The following is a 25095-nucleotide window of genomic DNA, read 5'->3' as shown; positions in this document are numbered from 1 at the left end:
CCAGGGTCGCCGCGGCGACCCTTGATCTCGGCCGACCTCGCCGTTCCAGCGACCCCGCTCCGGCGACCCCGCACCGCTGCCGACCGCACCGCTGCCGACCGCACGATCATGTCGATCGAAGGGACGAGTCCCGTCATGCACACACCCATCGTCGGAACCCTGACCGAACCGGCCAAGCCCTGGTACCGCCACGGCACCGACTCCCCCTACGAGGAGGAGTTCCTCCGTCTCGTCACCAGCGATGCCCCGTTGGCCCGGAGATTGGGCGCGCTCACCCGGTTCTGGCATCTGACCGGTTCCTCCTCCCAGCTCAAACAGTGGGACGCTCTGGCCGCGATCGCCTCGGCGGACCTCGCCGTGGCCCGGATGCTCGAACCCCACCTCGACGCGCTGACCATCCTCGCCGAGGCGGGTGCCGGGGAGCCGGCCCCGGAATCCACCTGGGGCGTCTTCGCCGCCGAAGTGCCCACCTCCCGGGTCGACGCCGTGCCCGCGCCCGACGGCGTCCTCTCCCTGACGGGGGAGAAGGCGTGGTGCTCCCTGGCCGGGGAGCTGACCAATGCCATCGTCACCGTCCGCCTCGGCGAGGAACGCCAGGCCGTGGCCGTCGACCTCACCCATCCCAGCGTCCGCCCTCTCCCGGTGGACTGGCCCGCCCGCGGGCTCAATGAGATCCCCAGCGGAGCGATCGTCTTCGCGGGCACCCCGGCCACCCCGATCGGCCCACCCGGCTGGTATCTGCAGCGTCCGAGTTTCGCGTGGGGCGGCATCCGCGTCGCCGCCTGCTGGTACGGCGGGGCGCTGGGACTGGCCCGCAACGCCGCCCACCGGCACTTCGCGAGGCCCGGTGCCTCACCGCTGGGGGCGATGACGCTCGGGCAGATCGACACGGAGATCACGACGATCCGCTCCGCTCTCGCCCACGCGGCCCGGCTCGCCGGCGGCGGAGACGTCGACGGCCGCGACGACTCGTGGACTCAGGCCCTGCGGGTGCGCACGATCGTCTATCGGGCCGTCCAACGCATCCAGCAGCTCAGCCGTGAGCTCGCGGGTCCCGCTGCCCTGACCGGCGACGCTGAGTTCGCGAAGGCCGACGCCGACCTCACCGTCTACATCAGCCAGCATCACGGCCCCCGTGACGAAGCCTCCCTCGGCGAAGCGATCATCGCCGACGCCGCCCGGTCATGACGTTCTCCCACCTTGAAGCGGGCACCGCGGAGGACGAGTGGCGCTGGGCCGGTGTGCAGGGCCTTCCCGAGCTGCGCCTCGAGACACCGACCGAGGCTCACGTCGTCGTCCTCCTTGCCCATCCCGATGACGAGGCGCTCGGCTGCCCGGCCCTGCTCGCCCGCCTCGGCGCGGCCGGGCACTCGGTGAGAGTCCTCCTCTTCACGGCAGGCGAGCACTCCCATCCGCACTCCTCGACGCACTCGCCGGAGCGTCTGCGCACGATCCGACTCGCGGAGTTCGACTCCGCCCTCACCGCGCTGGGAGGAGAGGTGACGTATGAGTTCCTCGACCTCGGCGACGGCGCCCTGCCGCACCGGGGTGAGGAGATCCTCGCCGAGGTGGAGGCCGCGACCGCGGATCTGCCGGGTCCGCTCACCCTCGTGGCACCGTACAGCGGCGACGGGCACGGCGATCACGAAGCCCTCGGCGCTGCAGCCCTGAAGGTCGGGCGCCGGCGGCAGGCGACGGTCGTCGAGTTCCCGATCTGGTACTGGCACTGGGCGACGCCCGAGGACCGGGCGTGGCGGACGTGGGAGTTCCTGCCCGACCCTGCGGGGTTGGACCGGGAAGCACTGTGGGCGCTCTACCGCTCGCAGACCGCGCCGCTGTCCGAGCGTGCCGGGGATGAGGCGATCCTCCCGCCGAGCCTCCTCGATCACTTCAGGCGCGGGGGAGACACGGTCGCCGTCACGCGATTCGGCGACGCCGCGGCGGAGCGTCCGGCCGCGGAGACGGGGGGCGCGGCCGATGGACACGAGCACACCGCCGCTGAGCTTGCGGCCGGAACCACGGCGCATGATGCCCGGACCGCCGAGGCGGTGTTCGACCGCGTGCACAGCCAGCGGCCCGACCCCTGGAGCGTGCGCACCTCGGACTACGAGATCGCCAAACGCCGGGCGCTCATCGCCGCGCTTCCACCCGGACCGTACGCGCATATCCTCGAGATCGGGTGCTCGATCGGGGAGCTCAGCCGCGCCCTCGCGACCGTCGGGGACCGAGTCACCGCCGTCGATGCGAGTTCGGAGGCCCTGGCCCTGGCGCGCGGCCGCCACGGCGGCACCGGCATCGACTTCGTCCACGGAACGATCCCCGGCATGTGGCCGGAGGGACGGTTCGACTGCGTCGTGCTCTCCGAGACCGGGTACTACCTCTCCCCGGAACAGCTCGAGGAGACGCTCGATCGCATCGAGGCGAGCATCCGAGACGAGTTCGTCCTCGTCCTCTGCCATTGGACCGGGACGATCGAGGACTGGCCGCTCGACGCCGAAGCCGTCCATGCCGCCTGTCTCGCCCGCTGGCCCGACGCGCTCCGCCTCCATCACAGCGAGGGCGACTACCGGCTCGACGTCCTCCGTGTCTCCCGCCCCGCGGCCTCGCATTCAGCCCATGAGGGAGCAGAGCGGAGCCTGCGGTGATCGACCACCTCATCGCCATCGTTCCCGCGCACAACGAGGAAGCGGAGATCATCGGCTGCCTCACCGCCCTCGTCGCCGCCGCCGAACACGCACAGACGGGCGAGCCGGCGCAGGCCGACGAGCAGGCGCAGGCCGGTAAGGCGGGCTCGGGCGCGGTCACCAGCCGGCCGCCTGCGGTGAGGATCGTCGCGATCGCCGACGACTGCTCCGACTCCACCGCCGGCCTCATCCGCGGCTTCGCCGCCAGACACCCACTCGTCACCCCCATGGTCGTGCCCTTCGGCAACGTCGGGCGGGCCAGAGACGCCGCCGCCCATGCGGCGCTGAGGACGATCGCCGAGGCGGATCCCGGGGCGCTCGCCGCCACCTGGCTCGCCTTCACCGACGCCGATAGCCGCGTCCCGGTCAACTGGCTCACCGCGCACCGCGATCACGCCCTCCGCGGCGCGGACTGCGTCGTCGGCACGGTCGAACCGCGCCGAACCCCCGGCACAGGGGCACTCGTCGATGCCTGGTTCGCCGGCCACAGCCTCGGCGAGGGACACGAGCATGTCTTCGGTGCCAATCTCGGGATCCGGGGGTCGCTGTTCACCCGCATCGGCGGGTGCCCGCCGCTGCGCCTCGGCGAGGATGCGGCGCTCGTCGCCGCAGCAGCGGAGGCCGGCGGGACGATCCACCGCACAGACGACTGCCGGGTGGTCACCTCGGCGAGGATGCACGGCCGTTGCCACGGAGGATTCAGCGCCTACCTGCGCGGGCTCGTGGCCGAGTCGGGCTCCGACCGCCTCGGCGAGGACCCGGTCGACGACCTTCGCACCGGATGAGAACCGGCGCGCCTTCGAATCGACTGAGCATCGACTCTGACCGGGATTGGTACACTGGAGGGGAACTTGATGTTTCAAGAACTCATGCACCGCAGACCGAATTGGGAGTGAAGCCGCACGTGGGAACCGCCGCGGAACTGGGGTCGTCGTCCGACGACCCCGGCGATTGTTGCAGTTGTGCCCTGAGCGCGCATCGACGCGCTGAACCGATCTCGACCCGGCTGGGGGTGAGCACCCCATGGGGTCTGCCCTCCTGATGCTCGCCGTCGGCATCGTCGTCGTCCTGGCCATCATCGCCGTCAACGGCTACTTCGTCGCGCAGGAGTTCGCGTACATGTCCGTCGACCGGGCGCGGTTGGCCGCCCGCGCGGAGACCGGGGATCCTGCGGCGAAACGCGCGCTCGCCGTCACCCGCCGCACCTCCTTCATGCTCTCGGGCGCGCAGCTCGGCATCACCGTCACCGGCCTCCTCGTCGGCTACGTCGCCGAACCGATGATCGGGCAGTCCCTCGGCCAGCTCCTCGGCGGACTCGACATTCCGGCCGCGGTCACCGTCGCCGTGACCACCGTCGGTGTCCTGCTGGCCGCGACGATCGTGCAGATGATCTTCGGTGAGCTCTACCCGAAGAACCTCGCGATCGCCGCCCCCGAACCGCTCGCGCTCGCCCTGGCCCGGTCGACGCAGATCTACCTCGCCGTCTTCGGCTGGCTCATCGCGATCTTCGACGTCGCCGCGAACCTATTCCTCAAGCTCCTGCGCGTCGAACCCGTCCACGACGTCGATTCGAGCGTCTCCGCCGACGAACTCCGCCGCGTCATCGACGAATCCCGCCAGACCGGAGACCTGCCCGAAGACCTCTCCCTGCTCATCGACCGGGTCATCGAGTTCCCGAACGCCGACGTCGAGCACGCCATGATCCCCGGATCACGCGTGGCCACCGTCGGCCAGGACGCGACCCTCGGGCAGCTGCGCGAGCTCATGGCCCACGCCCACAGTCGATATCCGGTTCTCGACGAGACCGCAGCCCCGGTTGGCGTCGTCGAACTCGTCGATCTGCTGCGCACGAGCCAGCCGATGAGCGCCCCGGTGACGACGATCATGCGCAGCCCCGTCGTCGTCCCCACCCTCATGGCGCTGCCCGATGCGCTCGAGGAGATGAGCCGCGGCGATTCGCAGCTGGCCTGCGTCATCGACGAGTACGGCGACCTCGCCGGCATCCTCACGACCGAGGACGTCGCCGAGGAGCTCGTCGGGGAGATCACCGACGAACACGACGACGACCGCCCGACCGAGATGGTCGAAGAGGCCCCGCTCACGTGGCTGGCCGACGGCGGCATGCCGCTCGACGAGGTCAGGCGCATCGTCGGCTTCGACCTGCCCGAAGGGGATTTCGAAACCCTCGCGGGGCTCGTCATCGCGACGATCGGCGGGTTCGCCGAGGTGGGCGACCGGATCGCGGTCCCCGTTCTCGCCGAGGCCTCCGACCTCCTCGCCGACGATCCTGTGCGCCGTGAACTCGACGTCGAGGTCCTCACCGTCGACCGGCATGTGCCCGGAGAGATGCGTGTGACCCTCGTGGAGACGGTCGACGGAGACGATGCCGACGATGAAGGGAGCGCATCATGACCGAATCGCCTCTCTTCGTCGCGGTTGCCACCGTGCTCCTCATCGTGCTCAGCGCCTTCTTCGTCATCATCGAGTTCTCCCTGCTCGCAGCCCGTCGCCACCGCCTCGAAGAGCAGGCGCCGACGAGTGTGAGCGCGCGGGCGGCCCTGCGCGGGATGAACGAGCTGACGATCATGCTCGCCGTCGCCCAGTTCGGCATCACGATCTGCACCTTTGCCCTCGGTGCGATCACGAAACCCGCGGTCGACGCGTGGCTGACCCCGGCGTTGAGCGACCTCGGCGCTCCGTTCTGGCTCGCCGATGTCGCCGCGTTCGTCCTCTCGCTCCTCTTCGTCACCTTCCTCCACCTCGTCATCGGCGAGATGGCGCCGAAGTCGTGGGCGATCGCCCACCCGGAGCTCGCGGCGACGATCATCGCCGTGCCCGCCCGGGCGCTCGCGTGGGTGCTGCGACCCCTGCTCGTGTGGGTCAACGCGATCGCCAACCGGCTCGTCACCGCCAGCGGCCACACCCCGGCTGAGAGCCGGGCCCTGGGCGGTCAGGACATCGACACGATCCGGCAGCTCGTCGAGCATTCGGCGGCGGCCGGCGAACTCGACGACTCATACCGGGATCAGCTCGCTCACGTCTTCGAACTCCAGCGGATGAGCGTGGGCAGTCTGTTGCCGGTGCCTGCGGTGCCCCTGACCTCCGTGCCGGAGACGGCCGGGGCCGGACAGGTGCGCGATGCGGCGGCCGAGTCGGGGCACATGCGCATCCTCGTCGACCGGGCAGGTGCCCAGCCCGGTGTCGTCCATGTCCGCGACGTCCTCCTCCTGCCCGCCGACCATGGCATCGAGGAGGTCACGCGCGACTGCCTCGTCCTCGCAGCGGACCTTCCCGTCCATGAGGCGCTCACCCGGATGCGCGATGAGGCGGAACAGCTCGCCGTCGTCACGCGCGACGGGCAGATCGCGGGTGCCGTGACGCTCTCGGACATGCTGCGCCGGATCCTCCCCGACGGCGGTCGCATCACGCTCTGACGGGAGCCGACTGTCGGGGGAGGGGCGACTTCCCTGCCACCGGGAGTTCGCCCGGGCGGGGACAGGGGAGGCGTCGACGGCCCGGCGGGTTCGCGCGCTACTCGGCGTTCGCCTCGGCGAGGGATGCGTGTCTCATCGATGGGTTATGCTGACACGACGCACGGCCGACCCGATCAGTCCGTGCTCGCCACGGCGAGCCGGCCGTGCAGCGCGCGATCCTCCGACCCTCACCCGGGTCGGCGGGAAGCGCCCGAAGTCACCGTCCATCCCTCCGGCGACCGCACATCCGCCCGACCGCGTTCGCGGTCCGGCCCACGCTCCGACGGCCGCCGAGGTGCGCCGTTCACAACGACGAGGATCCACGATGACGACTCCGACCGCCGATGACAAGGGACAGGCTCAGGCCGCTGCCATCACCGAAGACGAGATCTTCGCCGGACATCACGGCGGGAAGCTCGCCGTCGAACTCACCCGCCCGCTCGAGACCCAGCGGGATCTCTCGATCGCCTACACCCCGGGCGTGGCCCGGGTGTGCACCGCCATCGCCGAGGAACCCGAGCGGGCGAAGACCCTGACCTGGACCGGCCGCCTCGTCGCAGTGTTCTCGGACGGTTCGGCGGTGCTCGGACTGGGCGACATCGGCGCGACCGCCTCGCTGCCGGTCATGGAGGGCAAGTGTGCGCTGTTCCGGCGCTTCGCCGGGCTCAACGCGATCCCCATCGTCATCGACACGAACGACGTCGATGAGATCGTCGAGACCATCGAGCGGATCGCCCCGACGTTCGGCGCGATCAACCTCGAGGACATCTCCGCGCCGAGGTGCTTCGAGATCGAGGACCGGGTCAAGGCCGCCCTCGACATCCCCGTCATGCACGATGACCAGCACGGCACGGCGATCGTCGTCCTTGCGGCCCTGATGAACGCCGCCCGCGTCGTCGGCAAGGACATCACGGATCTCACCGTCGTCATCTCCGGCTCGGGTGCCGCCGGTGTCGCGGTGACGAAGATCCTCCACGAGGCGGGGGTCTCCGACATCGTCGTCCTCGACTCGAAGGGCATCGTCGAATCCGGGCGCGATGACCTCACGCCGACGAAGAAGGCGATCGCGGCGAACTCGAATCCGCGCGGTCTGCGCGGGGATATGAAGACAGCTCTGGACGGGGCCGATGTCTTCATCGGGCTGTCCTCGGGCACGGTCGATCCGGAGCTGCTCGGGGCTATGGCCGATGACGCGATCATCTTCGCACTCTCCAATCCCAACCCCGAGGTGGCCCCCGACGTCGCCGCCCAGTATGCGACGGTCGTCGCCACCGGGCGCAGCGACTTCCCCAATCAGATCAACAACGTGCTCGCATTCCCCGGTGTCTTCCGTGGGGCACTCGACGCCGGTGCCACGTACATCACCGAGGAGATGAAGCTCGCGGCCGCGAGTGCGATCGCGGCCCTCGTCGGCGACAGGCTCGCCGCCGACTACATCGTTCCCGGGGCGCTCGACGAGCGGGTAGCGCCGGCCGTCGCGGCTGCGGTCGAGGCGGTCGCGCGGGGGTAGAGGCGCAGGCTTCCGTGGCGGTGAACCGTCGTGGGCTTCGGGCCTTCGGTCGGTGACGATGTCGCCGGGCGGAGGCCCGATGTCATGTTCGGAGGCTGGGTGCGGAGGAGTCTGCGTACGGTCGTTGCAGCGCCCTCGTTCACAGGCTTCTCTGATGATCGGTGAGCGTCGTGACTGCGGCGTGATCGCTCTACAGACGGTTTCGAGCTCCGTGGAAGATGAATTCTCGGTGTCGGTCATCGGCCGACGATGCACTCAATACAGGTGAAGTAGCAGGTGGAGGGATCGGCTCTACTGCAGGGAAGCGGCTGCTGGCGGCAGGATCGGTTGACAAGGCAGATGATCAGATGAGCCACAGGGAATCTTGTGAATGTTATGAATTCGTGACCTAGGCGCATGTTCCCGCGTAGTAGATTGTTCGTTGAACGTGCAACCAACCCTCGCGTGTCCAGACGCGGTTCGCACGTGACATCCCCAATATCCCCGTCCCCCAGATCAGAGGCATCCCCGAACCACCAGCACCACTTTCATTTGAGGATCAGTATGGCGTTCTCCAGGTCCATATTCTCCGCGAACCCCCGGCAGAACACCGGCGTCGCGTCGCGAATCCGTGCACTCGTGTGCGCGACGATCGTGCTCGCCTTGCTGCTGTCGATGACCGGAGTCCTCTCTCCCGCCTCCGCGGCACACGCTGCTGGGTCGAGCCTGGGCTCGGGGCCGTCTTCATCGGGGTCGTCGACCACGGAGCAGACAGAATCGCCTTCACCGAGCGAGTCGTCGCAGCCGAGCGAGGAATCTTCGGACTCCGGTCTCCAAGACAGCGGCGACGCCTCACACCCTGCGCCCGTACCGTCCACGTCCCCTGCGCCGACGAAATCAGAATCTGCCCCGGTGCCGACCCGGGTGGAACCACAGGCGACCATGTACTGCACGACAGGAAACGTGTACTCGGTGGCCAGCACTACCGCCAATGGAGTGGTCAGTGGTCAGCTCCGGCGGATCAGCGCGACAGGCGTGGTTGAGGATGTCGGCTCTCCCGTGCGAATCTCGACGCAATTCAACGGACTCGGAATCGGGTCGGGCGGTGATCCCATCTACGCCTACGACCGCACTCCGAACGCTCAGTCGTTGAGAATGTATGTGTTCGACCATTCGACCAACACCTGGACGGATACCGGACGCACCTACAACACAGCCACCACAACCACGGGTTCGTTCAACGGCAGTCTGATCGGCGGAGCAGTCGACCTGTCGACGGACCAGTATTACTTCGGCGGTTTCGTCAGCGGAGGCAACCAGTTCAAGATCTGGCGGTACAACCATTCGACGGGTGCCTTTACGTTCAAGGGCACGATCAACACCGCCGGGACGACAACAGGCAACGCCAACGGCGATTTCGCATTCGACAACGCAGGCAACCTCTTCATCGTTCGCAACCTGAATACTGAAACCAGGATCTTCAGTGTGACCAACGAAGCACTTGCAGCTGCAAACGGAGGTACGATCTCGTCGTCTGCCAGCGGTCCGCGTACGACCTCCGCCGGTATGAACGGCGTGGCATTCGACTCGGCGGGCAAAGCCTACATGGCGACTGGCACAACCCTCTACTCCTACGACATGCCGGGGTTCACCAACGAGGATCCGGTGACAAGTACGCTCGGCACAAGCACAGATCTTGCCTCGTGCGGTTCGGCGCCGACGGTCACTGTCGAGAAGGACGTAAAGAACCGCGTCAACTCCAGTGACCAATTCGCACTCACACTTGCGCTCGGGCAGAGCCAAATGGGGACGACGACGACGTCGGGAACCGCAAACGGGATACAGCCGCAGCGAGTCGGCCCAATCGTCACCGGCCGCGGAGCGCAGATCACGGTGAGTGAGGCCGCGGCAAGCGGAACTGACTTGAGCAAGTACTCTTCGAGCTACAGTTGCACGATTGACGGCCAGCCATTGAGCGGGTCGTCCGGAACCGGCACGTCGAAGACCATCACCATTCCGCCGACCGGAACCGAAATCGTCTGCCGATTCGTCAACTCGCCACTCACCGCGGATGTGACGGTGAATAAGAAGACTCAGGACCAGAACGGCGCTAATACGCAGGATGCCGCCGGTTGGACGGTCGGAGCGAAGGCGACGGCGACGTCGGGGACCGTGACAAGGACTCCGAATCAGGACACCCAGCAGACAGGCACCGACGGCAACGCGAAGTGGACTCTGGCTTTCGGCAGTGCTTCCGCACGCGCCAACCTCGCTGTGAGCGAGTCTCAGCAGACCGGCTACGAGTTCGTCAGTGGGTCGTGCAAGATCACGCGTCTTGACGGGACCACGGCGAATGTGACGTTGAGTGGTGCTGCTGAGCAGACCTTGTCGTCGGCGATCCAGCCGGGCGACAAGGTCGAATGCGGGTACGTCAACAAGAAGACGGCCGCCGATGTCACTGTCAACAAGGACTGGGTCATCGACGGCAAGACCGTCGCCAACGGCAGCCAGCCCGACGGGATCAGCGCGAAGCTGCTGCTCGATCCGGCCGGTCAGCCCACCGGCGATCCCGCCTTCGGTCAGAAGCGCACCGGGTTCGCTGTCGGCGACACCGTGAAGATCGGTGAGACGACGACGATCGACGCCCAGAAGTTCCCCGGCTGCACCCTGAAGTCGAAGACCATCTCGGGTCCGGGTATCACGGGCACTGTGGCGCTGACCGATAACTTCAGTACGAAGCTGCAGGGTGCGTCGAGCACGTACAAAGTGACGAACACCGTCGAATGCCAGACTCTGACGATCGTCAAGAACGTCGAGAACGACAACGGCGGCACGCTCACGGCTGCTGACTGGAATCAGAAGCTCTTCGCGACACCAGGCAGCGGCAGCCGCCTGGTCTACAACTCCGGTGAGAAGAAGTACGTCCCCACCGGCGTCTATACGATCTCCGAGGACAGTGTCGTCGGTTATGAGCAGGTCTCTGTGGTCTGCACGGGTGGGGCATCGTATGACGATGCGACGAAGAGGGTCACCGTCAACGGCGGCCAGAACGCGACGTGCACGATCAAGAACACGGACTCGACGGGCACTGTCGCGTGGCAGAAGACCAATGAGAGTGGTGACCTGCTCGACGGCTCCGAATGGACGATCCGGGACAGCTCCGGCAATGAGATCAACCTCGACGACTGTGTGGCGAACTCGGCTGACGGCTGCACGGGTCGGGACAAGGATCCTGCCGCCGGTAAGTTCCGTGTGGACAAGCTGGGCTGGGGCGACTACACGCTTGTCGAGACCAAGGCGCCAGGCGGGTACAAGCTCGACGAGACTCCGCGGAAGTTCACCATCAGCCGCGAGAAGCTCGACTTCGCCTTCGACGAGCCGATCGTCAACAAGCAGGCCAAGTCGCCGCAGCTGCCGTTCACGGGTGGCATCGGAACGGTCGGATTCGTCATCGCCGGGGCAGCTCTGCTCCTGGCTGGTGCGGCTGCCGCCCTGTGGCAGTACCGACGTCGCATGCACGGGAGGAGCTGACTCACCATCCCCACTCCAGTGCACGACAACCCCAATGAAGTTTTACGAAAACACCGAAAGGAACAACCAGGAATGAAAGCGACTCTGTTCAAGCGGATGAGGTGGATCCCCGCTCTCGCAGCTGCGGCTGCGCTCAGCCTCGTCGGCGTCAGTGTCAACGCACCGGCCGCCGAAGCCGCGGCAGGCAACATCGATCCGACCCGTTCGACCTCGCTGACCATCAACAAGTACGACGGTCCGCAGGGCGCTCGTGGTGACGGCACGAAGATCGACGACCCCTCGAGCCTCGGTACGCCGCTTGCAGGCGTCGAGTTCACCATCACCCCGGTGGCGACCAAGGACGGTCAGACGATCGACCTCAAGACCGACGCCGGCTGGAACCTCATCGACGGAGCCACGATCGGCAACGTCACCGAGGGCAACGGCTACACCTTCGGCACGCCGATCAAGGTGACGACCGACGCCAACGGCCAGGTCACCCAGGACCTGCCCTTCGGCCTCTACAAGGTCGAAGAGACCGGCTCGGGAGGAAACAACATCGTCTCCCCGGCGCAGCCGTTCCTCGTCACCCTCCCGCTGCCGCAGTCCGGTGGCAAATGGCTCTACGACGTCAACGTCTACCCGAAGAACCAGACGAACAAGACGAAGCCGACCAAGGAGATCTCCAACCCGACCAAGCTCGACATCGGAGCCGACGTCACCTGGACGATCACCGCGCCGGTGCCGCCGAAGTTCGGCGACGACACCTACCGGTCGTTCACCATCACCGATAGCCTCGACCCGCGACTGACGTGCAAGACCATCGAGCTTGACGGCTTCACCGAGGGCACCGACTACACGGCCACCTGCGACGGCCAGACCGCGAACATCGAGTTCACCTCGACCGGTCTGGGCAAGCTCAAGGCGGGCGAGAACGTCGTCATGAAGGTCACCACCACCGTCACCTCGCTGGGCGACAACGGTGTGATCGAGAACCAGGCCATCGTCACGACCAACGACTCGAAGGTCACCACCGGCAAGCCCACCACCAACTGGGGCAAGCTCGAGGTCCTCAAGTACGCCGATGCCGACAAGGCCTCCACGCTGGCCGGCGCGGTCTTCGAAGTCTACGACTCCAAGGACGGACAGCCTGTCGGAACGATCACGACCGGTGCCGACGGCAAGGCCTCGATCCGCCTCTGGGTCGGCAACAACGACGTCCAGGCGAAGGACTACTACCTCAAGGAGATCAAGGCTCCTGCCGGTTACACCCTTCCCCAGGACCCGTGGACCGGTCCGATCTCGGTCAAGGCCGGCGGCGAGAACTCCCCGACCACGATCGACATCTCGAACAAGCAGAAGGACCGCGGTGAGCTTCCGTTCACCGGCGCCAACGGCCAGCTCATGCTGACCATCCTCGGCATCGCCCTGCTGCTGCTCGCGATGGGTGCCGCAGTGATGCGCTACACCCGGGCCCGCAAGGCCTGAGGACAACGTCTCCTGCTGAGGCGGCGGTGACCCCGCCGCCTCAGTGAAAGGCAGACCAGGGGCCGGGCGACAGAACAGTCGCTCGGCCCCTTCCCACACCAACCATGAGATGCTGGAGTTATGACCGCGACGACCACTGATCCCGCACCCGCGGACCCGACCCCGCCGAAGCCTCGGTGGAAGCTGTCGGTGCCCGCCGTGATCATCGCGGTCCTCTTCCTCGTCGGCACCTGCGTGTGGACCTACCCGTCGATGGCGGCCTGGTTCTCCCAGCTCGACCAGTCGAAGGTCCTCAAGAACGCGACGGGGACCGAGGACCCCAACGCCCCGCTCAACGCCGAACAGCTCAAACTCGCCGACGAATACAACAAGAAGCTCCAGGCTGGCGGCGCTCGGATCAACGCCGGCGAACGACTTCCGCAGCCCGGCCAGAGCGCCGGCAAGAAGCCCAGCGGCACGCTCGGCTACAACGACATCCTCACCAGCCCGACCACCGACGTCATGTCGCGTATCCAGATCCCGAAGATCAACGTCGACCTTCCGATCTACCACGGCACTTCGGACGAGACCCTGCTGCGCGGCGCCGGCCACCTCGAAGGCACGGCCCTGCCCGTCGGCGGCGTCGGCATGAACACCGTCGTCACCGGCCATCGCGGTCTCGCCGAGGCGGAGATGTTCACCAACCTCGACAAGATCGGCGAAGGCGACTACTTCACCTTCAACACCTTCGGCCGCGTCGTGACCTACCGGGTCATCGAGACGAAGATCGTCGACCCCGACCAGACCGAGACCCTCGACCCGGTCCCCGGCAAGGACCTCGCGACCCTCGTGACCTGCACCCCGCTGGGCATCAACACCCAGCGCATCCTCGTCATCGGCGAACGTGTCATCCCGACCCCGCCCGACGCCCTCAAGGACGCCACCCAGCCGCCGGACATCCCCGGCTTCCCGTGGTGGATCGTCATCATGGCCGGCGGCGCCGTCGCCGGTGCCGGCTACGTCTGGTTCGCCGGCCGCCCCGTCAAACCCAAGCCCCGCCCCGCACGCAAGCCCGCGCACTGAGCGACCGGAGGACCACCTCGGCGAGGGATTGAACCAACCGAGGGCCGGTGTCGTGTACCCTCCGAAGGCACACGCCGAGGCGGGGAGACGAGTTGATCAGAGGACGCAGAGCCGAAGCGCTCAAGGACGTGCACGATCAGCACGCGGCACCCCTGTGGCGCTACGCGATGTCGCTGACCGGGGACGCCGCGGAAGCCGACGACGTCGTCCAGGAGACCCTGCTGCGAGCGTGGAAGACGACGCGCATCCTCACCGAACCGCCCGAGCAGGTCGGAGGATGGCTGTTCACCGTCGCCCGCAACATCGTCATCGACAAGTCCCGCAGCGCCCCCAGACGACGGGAATCTCCCGGCAGCGAGCTTCCGGATGAACCGGTGTCCGATCGGGTCGACGAGGTGCTCGACGCGATGATGATCCACGAAGCACTGGCCGCGCTGAGCCAGGCCCACCGGGTCGTCATCGTCGGCGCCTACTACCGGGGCCGGACGGTCGCAGACCTGTCGGAGGAACTCGGCGTCGCCGAGGGAACCGTGAAGTCGAGGCTGCACTACGGGATGCGCGCCCTGCGTCTGGCGCTCAAGGAGAGAGGGGTCAGCAGATGACCGAGCACGAGGAGTTCGAGGAGTGGGACGGCGCCTACGTCCTCGGCGCACTCTCACCCGAGGACCGGCGACGCTTCGAGTCCCACATGGAGGACTGCCCGCGGTGCCGGGCCGCCGTCGCCGAGCTGGCCGGGCTGCCCGGACTGCTCGGTCGGGCCGCTGCCCCGCCCGAGGACTTCGAGGCGATGGACCCGGTTGAAGACCGTGCCGACACCACGAGCCTGTTCGAGGGGACGCTGCGCCGGGTCGACGCGCAGCGCAGTCGGCGCCGGATGGCGTGGACGCTCACGGCCGCCGCCGCTGCCGTCCTCCTCGCGATCGCCATCGTGCTCGTTCCCCGGATCGTCGCCACCGACCCGCCCGATGCGACGGTCGCCCTCGACCCGGCGGTGTCGACGGCGATGACGGCGGGCCTCGAACTGCGCAGCGTGGCCTGGGGGACGAAGATCAGGATCGACTGCGACTATCCTGCCTCCCCGGAGTGGCAGGGGCAGACACCTCCCGCCTACGTCCTCGAGATCACCGATTCGGCGGGGAACACGAGTCAGGCGGCGACGTGGAATGCGGTGGTCGGCAAGGAGGTCACCGTCGATGCGGCCACCGCCGTGCGCCTGAGCGACATCGTCACAATCGCGGTGCGCACGACCGGTGGGACGACGGTGCTCGAAAAGGACGTGTGAGCGGTGAACCATACGCGCGGTCGTCTCGTGTACACGACAACCGCGCCTGCGGTTGAACCGTGACGAAAGGATCGAATCCATGTCCACGAAACTTGCCTCCATCCTCGCCGCCTCCACTCTCGTCATCGCGGGCCTCAGCGGCTGCGGATCCTCCGACGGCGGGGGAGGGTACGGCGCGCCCGCCTCGGATGGGGCCTCGGACTCCGCCGAATCGAGCGGGACGGAGTCCGGCGGCACCGACGCCGCCGCAGGAGCCGGCACGCTGAGCACCGCGGAGACCGACCTCGGCGAGATCATCGTCGACGGCAACGGGATGACCGTCTACCAGTTCGCCAAGGACACCCAGGGTGCGGACAAGTCCGCGTGCGAAGGCGACTGTGCGGCGAAGTGGCCCGCAGTGCCCGGCGGCGACCAGGTCAAGCTCGACGGTGTGACCGGTGACCTCGCGACGATCACCGGGGTCGACGGGAAGCCGCAGCTCACCCTCGACGGCTGGCCGCTGTACTACTTCGCCGGCGACTCGGCGGCGGGCGAGACGAAGGGCCAGGGACTCATGGACGCGTGGTGGGTGCTCTCACCCGAGGCCAAGCCCATCAAGTGAGGGCTCGGCGACGGGAACAGGTGACGCGCATATGCCACCGAGCCAGCCCTCGGTGGCATATGCGCATCCTTCAGTCGTGCGGCGGAGGCGGAAACTCACTCCAGTCGCTTGTTTGGAACTCGTTGCCTGACTCGTCAGCAGCCATTGATCGGATGTAGTCGCCCAGGTATGGCAGAGAGAAGGCAACGTAGCCTCGACCGTCCGGCTGAACGTACCCACTGTCCAAGAGTCGTTTCTTGTAGATCTGCACGTACTGGCCGTACGTACCCATCCGGGTTGCAATGTCTGACATCTTGCTGCGACCGGTCACGTCGTGTGCCATAGCATTGACGAAGTCCTTGTCGCGTTCGGACAAGTCCTCATACACCCTGCTGATGACGCGACGTTGCACTGACTTGATTGCTTTGTCATGAGCGACTTGCGCATCGTCCACGGAGATACTCTCGGATTCGGGAGTGTTCCGCCAGGCGTAGTCACCAGCGAGCTGGATCAGATAGGGATAACCCTGAGCAACACGAACAAGCAGATCGAGTGCTTCTCGGTCAATCGATCTTCCTGCAATTCTGGCTGTCTCCTCGAAGACGTGAGCAGTTTCCTTGGGATTCAGTCGGCGGAATGTGAGATCACGCGACCGGCGGATGAACGTGGTGTGCTCGTTTTTCACGAGCTCGTCGAGATCGACTTTGATTCCGGCGAAGGCAATCATGATATTCGCGCCCTCGGACTTCGCATGAGCGACCTCGAGCGCAAACCGAGAGAGCTCTCGAAGACGAACCTTCCCCGACGACACTTCGTCAATCGTGATGAGAATTCCGGCCCGTCCGCTGAGAGCTTCGGAAAGAGCGACCAGATCGTTGCGCAGGAGCGGTCGGATCTCGCGGTTGCGATCGACGAAATCGAACTCGGCAGAGAACTTCCAGATGCCGACGCTCTTCAGACGAACACGGTCAGCTTCTGCCAGGCGATTGATCTCGGTTGGGATCGAAGTTTCGGTGACCCGATCCATGAGTCCCTTGCTCGCGTCGTCGGAGAGGACGATCCACCCCGAACTACGAGCGGCATCCTGAAGGCGCGCAAGCATGGAGGTCTTACCTGAGCCCCGAAGCCCCGAGATGAGGAGCGAGTCATTCTCGCCGAAGTCGAGAGTGCGGAAGACCGCGGTGAGCTCTTCGAGTTCGTCTTCGTGACCCCCGAAGACCAAAGGAGGTTTGCTGTAACCTGGGGTGAACGGGCTGGGCGACGAAGTTTCGCGTTGAGACACCATGGCTCCTGAACGAAATTGCGGAACGCTATTTATTGTATTTAGTTTAGCGGTTCAGGGGAGTGGCCTCTCGGTCTGTCTCCGGGCGCAGCGTCTGATCTGCGTATGTGGGATGCCCAGCTTCTCGTCGCGCGAAGGCTGAGCACGGCCTGCGCGCGGGGCCGAGTGGCCGTATGGGAAGATTGGGGGCGTGCCGAAAGTTCGCGAACCCCTCACCCCCGACGGCCTGCCGCCCCTGACCGGCAAGCCCGGAGTCTCCTACATCATGCCGGTGCTCAACGAGGCTGAGCACATCACCCAGGCGATCACGACGATCCTCTCCCAGGACTACGACGGGGAGAAGGAGGTCGTCCTCGCCCTCGGTCCCTCGACCGATGACACGAACGCGATCATCGCGCGCATGGCCGCCGCCGATCCCCGCATCCAGACGGTCGACAACCCCGCAGCCGCGACCCCCATCGGACTCAACCGCGCGATCGCGCACACCCGGCACCCCGTCGTCATCCGCGTCGACGCGCACTCCGGCCTCGAACCCGACTACACGCGCCAGGCGATCGAGACGCTCCAGGTGACGCAGGCGGCCAACTGCGGCGGCCTCATGCGCGCCCGCGGGAAGTCGCCGTTCCAGAAGGCCGTGGCCCGGGCGTACATGTCCCCGATCGGTCTCGGCGGTCCTGCCTACCACTCCGGCGACGAGGCGGGGGAGTCGGAATCGGCCTACCTTGGGGTCTACCGGCGGGAGGTCTTCGACCACCTCGGCGGGTTCGATGAGGACATCAAACGCGGGCAGGACTGGGAACTCAATCTCCGCATCCGCTCCGCCGGGGGGCGGATCTGGTTCAACCCGGACATGGAGGTCACGTACTGGCCCCGCGGGACGTGGTCGAAGATCGCCCGGCAGTTCTGGGCGACCGGGATCTGGCGAGCCGAGCTCATCCGCCGGTACGGGTCGAAGAACTCCCTGCGCTACTTCGCCCCGCCGATCCTCGTCATCGGGATGGCCGCGAGTCTCATCGAAGCGCTCCTGCAGCTCACCGGACGCACGAAGCGGTGGCCGAAGCTCGTGCGGCGCTTCACCTCGCTCGTCCACGTCCCGAGCTTCGCCTACATCGCCGGCATCGTCGCTGCAGCGGGGGCGGCGAAGGACTGCGGACGCCGGGAGCGATTCTGGTTCGGCATCATCCTGCCGACGATGCACCTGTGCTGGGGTGCCGGGTTCCTCCGCGGACTCGTCACCGGAGCCGGAACGACGAAGGACGGAAGCCGATGAGCGATGACCGCATTCCGATGCCCGAGCGGCCCGAGCCGAAGAAGTTCAACGCGCCCCTGTGGGCGGGAGCCGTCGTCGCCGTCGGCCTCATCGTCGTCCTCCTCGTCAACGTCTTCGGGCACAAGGACAAGCTCACCGTCGCCGAGCTCACCCCGCCGGCCGTGGCCGCCCTCGACGGCGGATCGGAGGTCTATCCCCCGAACTCGGAGGGTGCCTTCACCGAGGACGTGAAGTTCGGCTACCTGCCGGCACCCACCCTGACCAGCCTCGACGACGGCACCATCGTCGCCGCCGACCCCGAGACCACGGCGGAGACGATGGGACTGCCCGACGGCCTCGGCGGCCTGACGAGCGAGCAGTTCCTCGCCCAGACGATCAAACCGCCGCGCAAGGACACGCAGGCGGGCAAGCCGATCACGTGGAACGACCTCGTCGACGACGCGGCCGGCAGCACGGTGCTCGTGCCGCTCATCTCCGATATGACGGTCGCTGATCGGGCGCTGGCGAAGATCACCGAGGCGGACATGGCGGAATCGACGATCGTGCGCACCGCCGACGCCCAGGTCGCCAAGGCCGCCCAGGACGCGGGCATCGACGCGATGTTCGTCGGGGACTACTCGAGTGCCGGCCCCGACGAGCTCACCGCGTCCGGGTACACGATGATCGCCGTCCCCGCCGAGGCGGTGCCCACTTGGGGCGAGACCGACCTCAACGTGTGGGTCACCGACGTGAAGGACAAGAAGCAGCTCGACGATCTCGCGAAGCAGGGGATCATGGGCGCGCTGAGCACGAACCCGTACGAGGTCCTGCCCTCGACGGTGAAGACGAATTGACAGCCGTACTTCCAGGCGAACCAACGAACAGGAGTGAGAATGACGCAGCCCATCGGCAACCCTTCGCACATCGGCAACCTCGACGCAGGGCAGCTCGGCCCGCAGCCGACGTTCCTGCCCGATGACCACCCCGACGTCGAGGCCAAGCGCCGCCTCGACGCCGGCGAGGAAGCCCTCGACATCGTCGCCGACCTCCCCGCCTCTTCGCTCGCATGGGCGGTCCTCGCCGACGAAGCCCACGATGAAGGTCGCCTCGTCGACTCCTACGCGTACGCCCGCGTCGGCTACCACCGCGGACTCGACGCCCTGCGCGGCGCCGGCTGGCGCGGTGCCGGACCGATCCCGTGGTCGCACGAGGTCAACCGCGGCTTCCTCCGCGCGCTCTACGCCCTCGGCCGCGCCTCGGCGGGGATCGGGGAGAGCGAAGAGGCCGCGCGCATCGAGGAGTTCCTCCGCTCCTCCGACTCGACCGCGATGGACGCCATCGTCGCCGAACGGTGACCACGGAGCCGGCGTGAGCGCGGGGCGGGCGTGAGCACGGGGCCGGCGTGAGCATCTCCTTCGACGAGCTCATCCGCCTCGGCGCCGACGCCGACGTCTCCGGCTGGGACTTTGCGTGGCTCGACGGTCGGGCCACCGAGGAACGGCCCCCGTGGGGCTACGCCCGGCAGCTGAGTGACCGGTTGGGGACCGCCTCGGCGTCCCTGGACATCCAGACCGGCGGGGGAGAGGTCCTCGCCGAGGCGACCCGCTTCCCGCCGACGGCCGTGGCCACCGAATCCTGGCCGCCGAACATCGCCCGCGCCACGGCGCGACTCCATCCGCGGGGAGTGGTCGTCGTCGCCGATCCGGACGAACCGCCGCTGCCGTTCGCCGAGGCGGCCTTCGACCTCGTGACGAGCCGGCATCCGGCGACGATCTGGTGGGACGAGATCGCCCGTGTGCTCACCCCGGGCGGAACGTACTTCGCCCAGCACGTGGGCCCGGCGAGCGTGTTCGAACTCATCGAGTTCTTCCTCGGACCCCAACCCGCGGCCCGTCGCGGCCGTCGCCCCGACGATGAGGTCGCCGCCGCCGAGGCTGCCGGTCTTGAGATCGTCGACCCCGAGACCGCGCGCCTGCGCATCGAGATCCGCGACGTCGCCGCGGTCGTCTACCTGCTGCGGAAGGTCATCTGGTGGGTGCCCGGCTTCACCGTCGAGGGGTACATCGAGCGTCTGCGCGACCTGCACGCACTCATCGAGTCCGAGGGGCCGTTCATCGCGCACTCGACCCGCCACCTCATCGAGGCCAGGCGGGTCTGAGGAGTCGCCCCGGGGAGGATCGGGTGCGAGATCGGGCTGGGATGCGAACTCGATCCTCCTCGGTGACGCGCTTTGACACCCTGCCGGGCTGTCTTCCCGCGACCTCGGCGAAGCACAGTGGTTCGATCGGTTCCATTCGTGCATTTGAGGCAGTAGAATGGAATGCACGATACGCATGATTGGAGTGGGTGATGGGCGCTGTTTCCAGGCCGCGTGCGGACGCCGATGGCGGACAGTCGTTCCACGACACTGTCGAGTCTCTGCGCGCTTCGCTCAGGGGAATCTCTCCCCACGATGCGATCACCCGTCTGAACGATCTTGAAGACGATCTGCGCCTCCTGCGATTCGAGGTGCTCGAGGGCGAACTGCAGAGCAGCATCGCGAATGCGCAGCCGAGCCCGGCCATCGCCGCGGGCTTGGCGGCGTCTCAGCGACGACTGGCCGCGCTCGAGGACAGTGACGAGACGCGTCTGCTCAGCGCGGGTGAGATGGCTGAGTATGTCGGCCGCGGACGCAACTGGGCAGCTCAGCGCTCCAAATCCGGCAGCCTCATCCGCGTCGAGCATGCCGGCAGGACGCTCTACCCCGCCTTTCAGATCGATCCCGAAACCCGAGCCGTCCGTGATTGGGTCACTCCGATGGCTGCCATACTCGACGAGCTCGGATTGGTCGGTCGAGACTTCGCGCTCTGGGCGGCCGCGCCCTCTCCGAAGTTCGCAGGTGACCCGCCTGCGCGACACGCGGGAGACCCCGAGTTCCTCTCCACGGCAGCGGCCGCCCTCGCGGACGCCTGATGGTGCGACCGGTGGCGACGCCGCCAGACCCTTTCGAGCCTGCCGAGGACCTGGTACGCGCTGGGACCGTTCTCCTGCGCGTGTACTCGCCGGGACGCTCGAACCGTGCGCCGAACGACTTCAACCCGGGAACGTCCTTGGCAGTCCAGGCGACGCGGAGGGATGACGTCTTCCCGGTTTCGCGGTTCTCGTTCTTCCTCGACGATGCAGAGCCCGCGAGGCCGGTCCCGACGCTCTACGCGTCGCCCTCAGAGAACGTCGCGCTCTGGGAGACGCTGCTTCGCGACCGCGCCCCTGATGACACCGATGCTCTTCCACGCGCACTGTTCCGCGGTCGGATGTTGGCACAGGTTCGTGCGCGCCGAGACCTCAGAGTGGCCTCGCTGGCGGGCGCTGACATGCACACGCTGAATCTGTCGCCGGATGAACTGACATCTCCCGGGGCGGACCGATATGCGGAGACGATTCCGTGGGCGCGCGCCGCCTGCCGAGCGGGCTTCGACGGAATCCGCTATGTGTCGCGGCGAGATCCCTCGGGACTGGCATTCGTCTTCTTCGACTCGAGGCAGTCGGCCCCATTGTTCGAACCAGCCCGCCCGGGGGACATGCTGCAGTCGTTCGACGATCTCAGTGACGACGGCGGCTTCGGCTGGCTTGCGGCCCGACTTGCCCGTTGGGGAATCGTCGCCGAACTCTGATTCGCCGCCGGAGCGAGGAGACGGGGCGTCAAAGGTCGCGGGTGTGGGTTGGAGCGCCAAGCGGCGGCGTTCTTCCATCGCAACACGGCGGTCTTCATCAGCACGGCTGACTTCGCGTCACGCTGCCTTAACCGGCAGGAGGTTTGTTCCCGCTGATCATCGGACGAATCACTCCGGTAAGCGCTTTCGCGCCCTATCCTCCTCGTCGAGGCAGCCGAAGGTGGGGCGAGGGCAGACGTGGGCGCTGTTCCCGGCGGAGGTCGGGCCTCGGGGCCGCGCGGTAGCATGGGTGGGAGGCCCGCGGGGTGCAATGGACCTCGGAATGACGAGGCAGAGTGGGAGCAGATCAGTGGCGAACGTCGAGAGGTCGGCGGTCTATGACGTCGAGGCCAGCGACCCGCAGCACAGGCTGATCGACCGTTCAGGCATGGCCGAGGCCGACGTCGAGCAGATCACGGAGCTCATGACCGCGTTCGGGCAGCTGCGCGACGCCGAACAGGAGCTCTCGGAAGCATCTCGCCGCTACATGCGACTCGGCGCCACGGACATGAAGGCCCTGCACTACCTCATCATCTGCCGTCATCGCGAGATCCTCGGCACCCCGAGCGGCATCGCCGAGCACCTCTCGATCTCCCCGGCGGCGACGACGAAGCTCCTCGACCGCCTCGAACGCGGCGGCCACATCACCCGCGCCCCGCACCCCCGCGACCGCCGCGCCCAGACCGTGTCGATCACCCCGGAGACCTACGCCTCGGCGATGGAGACCGTGGGACGCCAACAGGCCAAGCGCTTCCACGCCGCGGCCAGGCTCACCCGCGACGAACGCGACGTCGTCATCCGCTTCCTCCGCGACACCCGCAACGAGATCGCCCTGGGCGGTGAGGACTGGGCCGATGCCGCCACCAAGGCGGACGGCCCTTCCTCCGTCGACGACTGAGATCGCACGGACCGTCAGTGCTCGGCGAGGAGCCTCGTCGCCTCCCGGCGGGACCGCGGTGGTGTCTCTGCCGGCTGCTCCTGGGTTCTCCGAGCCAGCCGCGAGGGCCACCACAGTCGGTCGCCGATCCAGATCGCCAGCGCCGGCACGAGCAGAGTGCGCACGACGAGCGCGTCGAGGAGGACGCCGAGGGCGACGATGATCGCGAGCTGGAGGAGGAACTGGATCGGGATGACGACAAGGGCGGCGAAGGTCGCGGCGAGGACGATGCCCGCGCTCGTGATCACCCCGCCGGTCACCGATAGACCCCGCAGCGTGCCTTCCCTCGTGCCGTGCGCGAACGACTCCTCACGGACGCGGGTCATGAGGAAGATGTTGTAGTCGATGCCGAGAGCGACGAGGAAGACGAACGCATAGAGCGGCACGGACGGATCCGACTGCGGTTGGCCGATGACCTGGAAGATGAGCGCACTGAGCCCCAATGCCGTGCCGAAGCTGAGCACCGTCGTCGCGAGGAGGACGAGGGGTGCGACGAGGGAGCGCAGCAGCAGGGCGAGCATGATGGTGATGACGACGAGGACGATCGGGATGATCACCGTTCGGTCCGCCGACGAGGTCTCATTGGTGTCGAGGTCCACGGCGGTGGTGCCGCCGACCGCCGCATCATAGGGTGCCAGGGCTGCACGCAGATCCCGGACGGTCTCCTCGGCCTCGAGGGAATCGGCAGGGTCGGCCAGCGTGACGGAGAACATCAGCTCACCGTCGATGACGGTCGGTTCGACCGCCGGGACCTGAGCACCGCCGGGGACACCTTCGCCCGGGCCTGCGCTCTCGACATCACCTGAGGCATCGACGGGAACCGTCCCGGCCGGTGAGTCCTGGGCGATGAGCGCGAGCCCGTCGACACCGGGGGTCCCGGCGATCGCCTCGGCGACCTCCTGCCGATCGGACTCCCGGGCGAGCACATACGCCGGCGAGCCCGAACCGCCGGGGAAGTGCCGGTCGATGACGACCTGCCCGTCGCGGGCCTGGGACTCGCCGAGGACGAACTCGCTCTGCGGGACGCCCTCGGCGTCGAGAACGAGAAGACCCCCGCAGCCGAGGACGAGGACGACGGTGACCCCGGCGGCCGTCCGCTTGGGACCGGCGGCGACGGTACGGCCGATGCGGGCCCAGAGCCCTGTCGCCTCGGCGCCGGTGAGGACCCGGTGGTCGGAGCCGAACCGGGGAACCCGGGGCCAGAACGCGACGCGACCGGTGACGGCGAGCAGCGCCGGGAGGAAGGTGAGCGAGGTGAGCATGGCGCAGACGATGCCGATCGCGGCGACCGGGCCGAGAGCGGAGTTCGATCCGAGGTCGGACAAGAGCAGGCAGAGGAGACCGGCGATGACGGTGCCGCCCGAGGCGGCGATCGGTTCGAGCACACCCCGGACGGCACGCAGGCCTGCAGCGAAGGACGACCGATTGTCGCGCAGCTCCTCCCGGAAGCGGGCGATGAAGAGCAGGGAGTAGTCGGTGGCGGCGCCGATGACGAGGATGAAGAGGATCCCCTGCACCTGGCCGTTGAGTGTGACGAAGCCGGCCCGGGCGAGGGCGACGTTGACGAGGACGGCGGCGCAGAGCGCGGTCATCGAGGAGAGGAGGACGAGGATCGGCAGCAGCGGTGAACGGTAGACGATGACGAGGATGACGAAGACGACGGCGAGGGCGACGAGAAGGAGGATGCCGTCGATGCCGCTGAACGCCTCCTCCAGGTCGGCCGACAACCCGGCGGGTCCGCTCACCCACACGCCGAGGTCGTTCGGCAGGATCTCCTGCGCCTGCGCTTCCAGGGCGGTGACGGCGCCGCCGACCTCGGCGTCGGAGGGGACCGCGACGATGATCTCCGCGGCCTGTCCGTCCTCGGACGGGATCAGCGGAGACGCTGACGCCCCGGCGACGCTCTCCTCGGCGGTGTCGGCGAGTTCTGCGAGACCGGAGAGATCCGCCTCGGTGAGGCCGTCACGGCGTTCGGCGACGATGATCGCGGGGACGGCGTCGGAGCCGGTGAACTCCGTGATCTCGTTCTGCACGCGGGTCGATTCCGCGCTGTCGGGAAGGTAGCTCGACCGTTCGTCCGAGGAGACCTCGCTGATGTCGCCGAAGCTCGCACCGCCGAGGCCGAAGACCGCGAGCCAGGCGAGGATGAGCACGATGGGGACGACGATGCGGAGGGCGCCGGGTGCCCCAGGGGAGTCCTGCATGCCAATAGTATTTCACCAAGTTAACTAAATTTCCAGACAATGAAACGCCCGAGTCCCGATCCGCTCCCGGGGGAGGCGGATCGGGACTCGGGCGCTTGGGTCTGTCGGAGGCTCACCAACCGGCCGGGGTCAGCTGCCGGCGGTGGGCCGGCTGCTCACCTGACCA

22 protein-coding genes are annotated in these 25095 nt (G+C 67.4%); 19 read left to right on the top strand and 3 right to left on the bottom strand.

Annotated elements, in window-relative coordinates; translation table 11 throughout:
- The first annotated feature begins 21 nt into the window (after positions 1-21).
- The 6 genes from AAHA49_RS15735 (at position 22) to AAHA49_RS15710 (ending at position 7667) form a co-directional block, all read left to right on the top strand.
- Positions 22-1188: a hypothetical protein gene (locus AAHA49_RS15735; RefSeq protein WP_342038948.1), complete on the top strand. Its 1167-nt coding sequence runs from the start codon at positions 22-24 to the stop codon at positions 1186-1188.
- Positions 1185-2645: a PIG-L family deacetylase gene (locus AAHA49_RS15730; RefSeq protein ID WP_342038947.1), complete on the top strand. Its 1461-nt coding sequence runs from the start codon at positions 1185-1187 to the stop codon at positions 2643-2645. Before AAHA49_RS15735 ends, AAHA49_RS15730 begins: the two co-directional genes overlap by 4 nt.
- Entirely contained in the window at positions 2642-3469 is an 828-nt protein-coding gene (locus tag AAHA49_RS15725) for a glycosyltransferase family 2 protein (RefSeq protein WP_342038946.1), read from the top strand. Before AAHA49_RS15730 ends, AAHA49_RS15725 begins: the two co-directional genes overlap by 4 nt.
- A 238-nt stretch (positions 3470-3707) precedes the next feature.
- Positions 3708-5096 (top strand): hemolysin family protein, encoded by a 1389-nt coding sequence (locus AAHA49_RS15720; RefSeq protein WP_342038945.1) that lies wholly within the window; start codon positions 3708-3710, stop codon positions 5094-5096.
- Positions 5093-6118: a CNNM domain-containing protein gene (locus AAHA49_RS15715; protein ID WP_342038944.1), complete on the top strand. Its 1026-nt coding sequence runs from the start codon at positions 5093-5095 to the stop codon at positions 6116-6118. The genes AAHA49_RS15720 and AAHA49_RS15715 overlap by 4 nt, the downstream gene beginning before the upstream one ends.
- A gap of 364 nt (positions 6119-6482) precedes the next feature.
- Complete coding sequence (locus tag AAHA49_RS15710) at positions 6483-7667, top strand: NAD(P)-dependent malic enzyme (RefSeq protein ID WP_342038943.1); 1185 nt, start codon at positions 6483-6485, stop codon at positions 7665-7667.
- Positions 7668-8194: 527 nt separating this feature from the next.
- On the opposite strand, the gene AAHA49_RS15705 is transcribed toward AAHA49_RS15710, so the two are convergent.
- Positions 8195-8629 (bottom strand): hypothetical protein, encoded by a 435-nt coding sequence (locus AAHA49_RS15705; RefSeq protein WP_342038942.1) that lies wholly within the window; start codon positions 8627-8629, stop codon positions 8195-8197.
- 76 nt (positions 8630-8705) lie between these two features.
- Here AAHA49_RS15705 and AAHA49_RS15700 point away from each other — a divergent pair, with 76 nt between their 5' ends.
- The 6 genes from AAHA49_RS15700 (at position 8706) to AAHA49_RS15675 (ending at position 15589) form a co-directional block, all read left to right on the top strand.
- A complete protein-coding gene (locus AAHA49_RS15700; RefSeq protein WP_342038941.1) occupies positions 8706-11177 on the top strand; it encodes a SpaA isopeptide-forming pilin-related protein in 2472 nt (823 codons plus the stop codon).
- A gap of 72 nt (positions 11178-11249) precedes the next feature.
- Complete coding sequence (locus AAHA49_RS15695) at positions 11250-12644, top strand: SpaH/EbpB family LPXTG-anchored major pilin (protein ID WP_342038940.1); 1395 nt, start codon at positions 11250-11252, stop codon at positions 12642-12644.
- 120 nt (positions 12645-12764) lie between these two features.
- Positions 12765-13706 (top strand): class C sortase, encoded by a 942-nt coding sequence (locus AAHA49_RS15690; RefSeq protein WP_339393993.1) that lies wholly within the window; start codon positions 12765-12767, stop codon positions 13704-13706.
- A 92-nt stretch (positions 13707-13798) separates the two neighbouring features.
- A complete protein-coding gene (locus AAHA49_RS15685) occupies positions 13799-14308 on the top strand; it encodes a sigma-70 family RNA polymerase sigma factor (RefSeq protein ID WP_339393992.1) in 510 nt (169 codons plus the stop codon).
- Positions 14305-14988: an anti-sigma factor family protein gene (locus tag AAHA49_RS15680; RefSeq protein ID WP_339393990.1), complete on the top strand. Its 684-nt coding sequence runs from the start codon at positions 14305-14307 to the stop codon at positions 14986-14988. The genes AAHA49_RS15685 and AAHA49_RS15680 overlap by 4 nt, the downstream gene beginning before the upstream one ends.
- Before the next feature lie 79 nt (positions 14989-15067).
- Positions 15068-15589 (top strand): COG4315 family predicted lipoprotein, encoded by a 522-nt coding sequence (locus tag AAHA49_RS15675; RefSeq protein WP_339393989.1) that lies wholly within the window; start codon positions 15068-15070, stop codon positions 15587-15589.
- A gap of 70 nt (positions 15590-15659) precedes the next feature.
- Here the strand turns inward: AAHA49_RS15675 and AAHA49_RS15670 are convergent, their stop codons facing one another.
- Complete coding sequence (locus tag AAHA49_RS15670) at positions 15660-16853, bottom strand: ATP-binding protein (RefSeq protein ID WP_339393988.1); 1194 nt, start codon at positions 16851-16853, stop codon at positions 15660-15662.
- A 187-nt stretch (positions 16854-17040) separates the two neighbouring features.
- Here AAHA49_RS15670 and AAHA49_RS15665 point away from each other — a divergent pair, with 187 nt between their 5' ends.
- From AAHA49_RS15665 to AAHA49_RS15635, 7 genes are all read left to right on the top strand, one after another.
- Positions 17041-18120: a glycosyltransferase family 2 protein gene (locus tag AAHA49_RS15665; RefSeq protein WP_342038939.1), complete on the top strand. Its 1080-nt coding sequence runs from the start codon at positions 17041-17043 to the stop codon at positions 18118-18120.
- A complete protein-coding gene (locus AAHA49_RS15660; protein WP_342038938.1) occupies positions 18117-18953 on the top strand; it encodes a hypothetical protein in 837 nt (278 codons plus the stop codon). Before AAHA49_RS15665 ends, AAHA49_RS15660 begins: the two co-directional genes overlap by 4 nt.
- Before the next feature lie 39 nt (positions 18954-18992).
- Positions 18993-19454, top strand: a complete 462-nt coding sequence (locus AAHA49_RS15655) for a DUF3151 domain-containing protein (RefSeq protein WP_342038937.1) — start codon at positions 18993-18995, stop codon at positions 19452-19454.
- 47 nt (positions 19455-19501) lie between these two features.
- A complete protein-coding gene (locus tag AAHA49_RS15650) occupies positions 19502-20257 on the top strand; it encodes a class I SAM-dependent methyltransferase (protein WP_342038936.1) in 756 nt (251 codons plus the stop codon).
- Positions 20258-20448: 191 nt separating this feature from the next.
- Positions 20449-21051, top strand: a complete 603-nt coding sequence (locus tag AAHA49_RS15645) for a hypothetical protein (RefSeq protein WP_342038935.1) — start codon at positions 20449-20451, stop codon at positions 21049-21051.
- A gap of 11 nt (positions 21052-21062) precedes the next feature.
- Positions 21063-21749, top strand: coding sequence for an RES family NAD+ phosphorylase (locus AAHA49_RS15640; RefSeq protein WP_342038934.1), 687 nt, complete (start codon positions 21063-21065; stop codon positions 21747-21749).
- 322 nt (positions 21750-22071) lie between these two features.
- Complete coding sequence (locus AAHA49_RS15635; protein WP_425286529.1) at positions 22072-22686, top strand: MarR family winged helix-turn-helix transcriptional regulator; 615 nt, start codon at positions 22072-22074, stop codon at positions 22684-22686.
- A 14-nt stretch (positions 22687-22700) separates the two neighbouring features.
- Here the strand turns inward: AAHA49_RS15635 and AAHA49_RS15630 are convergent, their stop codons facing one another.
- Positions 22701-24929 carry an MMPL family transporter gene (locus tag AAHA49_RS15630; protein ID WP_342038932.1) on the bottom strand — a complete coding sequence of 743 codons (2229 nt, stop codon included), beginning with the start codon at positions 24927-24929 and terminating at the stop codon, positions 22701-22703.
- Between the last annotated feature and the right edge of the window lie 166 nt (positions 24930-25095).

Source organism: Brevibacterium ammoniilyticum (assembly GCF_038429965.1).
Taxonomy (GTDB): domain Bacteria; phylum Actinomycetota; class Actinomycetes; order Actinomycetales; family Brevibacteriaceae; genus Brevibacterium; species Brevibacterium ammoniilyticum.
This window is presented reverse-complemented; position numbering and strand designations above follow the sequence as displayed.

Excerpts from the sequence above, each read along its gene's own strand:
- AAHA49_RS15690 (WP_339393993.1), top strand. The coding sequence starts at position 12,765 with ATGACCGCGACGACCACTGATCCCGCACCCGCGGACCCGACCCCGCCG.
- AAHA49_RS15670 (WP_339393988.1), bottom strand. The coding sequence starts at position 16,853 with ATGGTGTCTCAACGCGAAACTTCGTCGCCCAGCCCGTTCACCCCAGGT.
- AAHA49_RS15715 (WP_342038944.1), top strand. The coding sequence starts at position 5,093 with ATGACCGAATCGCCTCTCTTCGTCGCGGTTGCCACCGTGCTCCTCATC.
- AAHA49_RS15675 (WP_339393989.1), top strand. The coding sequence starts at position 15,068 with ATGTCCACGAAACTTGCCTCCATCCTCGCCGCCTCCACTCTCGTCATC.
- AAHA49_RS15645 (WP_342038935.1), top strand. The coding sequence starts at position 20,449 with ATGGGCGCTGTTTCCAGGCCGCGTGCGGACGCCGATGGCGGACAGTCG.
- AAHA49_RS15630 (WP_342038932.1), bottom strand. The coding sequence starts at position 24,929 with ATGCAGGACTCCCCTGGGGCACCCGGCGCCCTCCGCATCGTCGTCCCC.
- AAHA49_RS15710 (WP_342038943.1), top strand. The coding sequence starts at position 6,483 with ATGACGACTCCGACCGCCGATGACAAGGGACAGGCTCAGGCCGCTGCC.
- AAHA49_RS15655 (WP_342038937.1), top strand. The coding sequence starts at position 18,993 with ATGACGCAGCCCATCGGCAACCCTTCGCACATCGGCAACCTCGACGCA.
- AAHA49_RS15660 (WP_342038938.1), top strand. The coding sequence starts at position 18,117 with ATGAGCGATGACCGCATTCCGATGCCCGAGCGGCCCGAGCCGAAGAAG.
- AAHA49_RS15695 (WP_342038940.1), top strand. The coding sequence starts at position 11,250 with ATGAAAGCGACTCTGTTCAAGCGGATGAGGTGGATCCCCGCTCTCGCA.
- AAHA49_RS15720 (WP_342038945.1), top strand. The coding sequence starts at position 3,708 with ATGGGGTCTGCCCTCCTGATGCTCGCCGTCGGCATCGTCGTCGTCCTG.
- AAHA49_RS15635 (WP_425286529.1), top strand. The coding sequence starts at position 22,072 with ATGACGAGGCAGAGTGGGAGCAGATCAGTGGCGAACGTCGAGAGGTCG.
- AAHA49_RS15680 (WP_339393990.1), top strand. The coding sequence starts at position 14,305 with ATGACCGAGCACGAGGAGTTCGAGGAGTGGGACGGCGCCTACGTCCTC.
- AAHA49_RS15730 (WP_342038947.1), top strand. The coding sequence starts at position 1,185 with ATGACGTTCTCCCACCTTGAAGCGGGCACCGCGGAGGACGAGTGGCGC.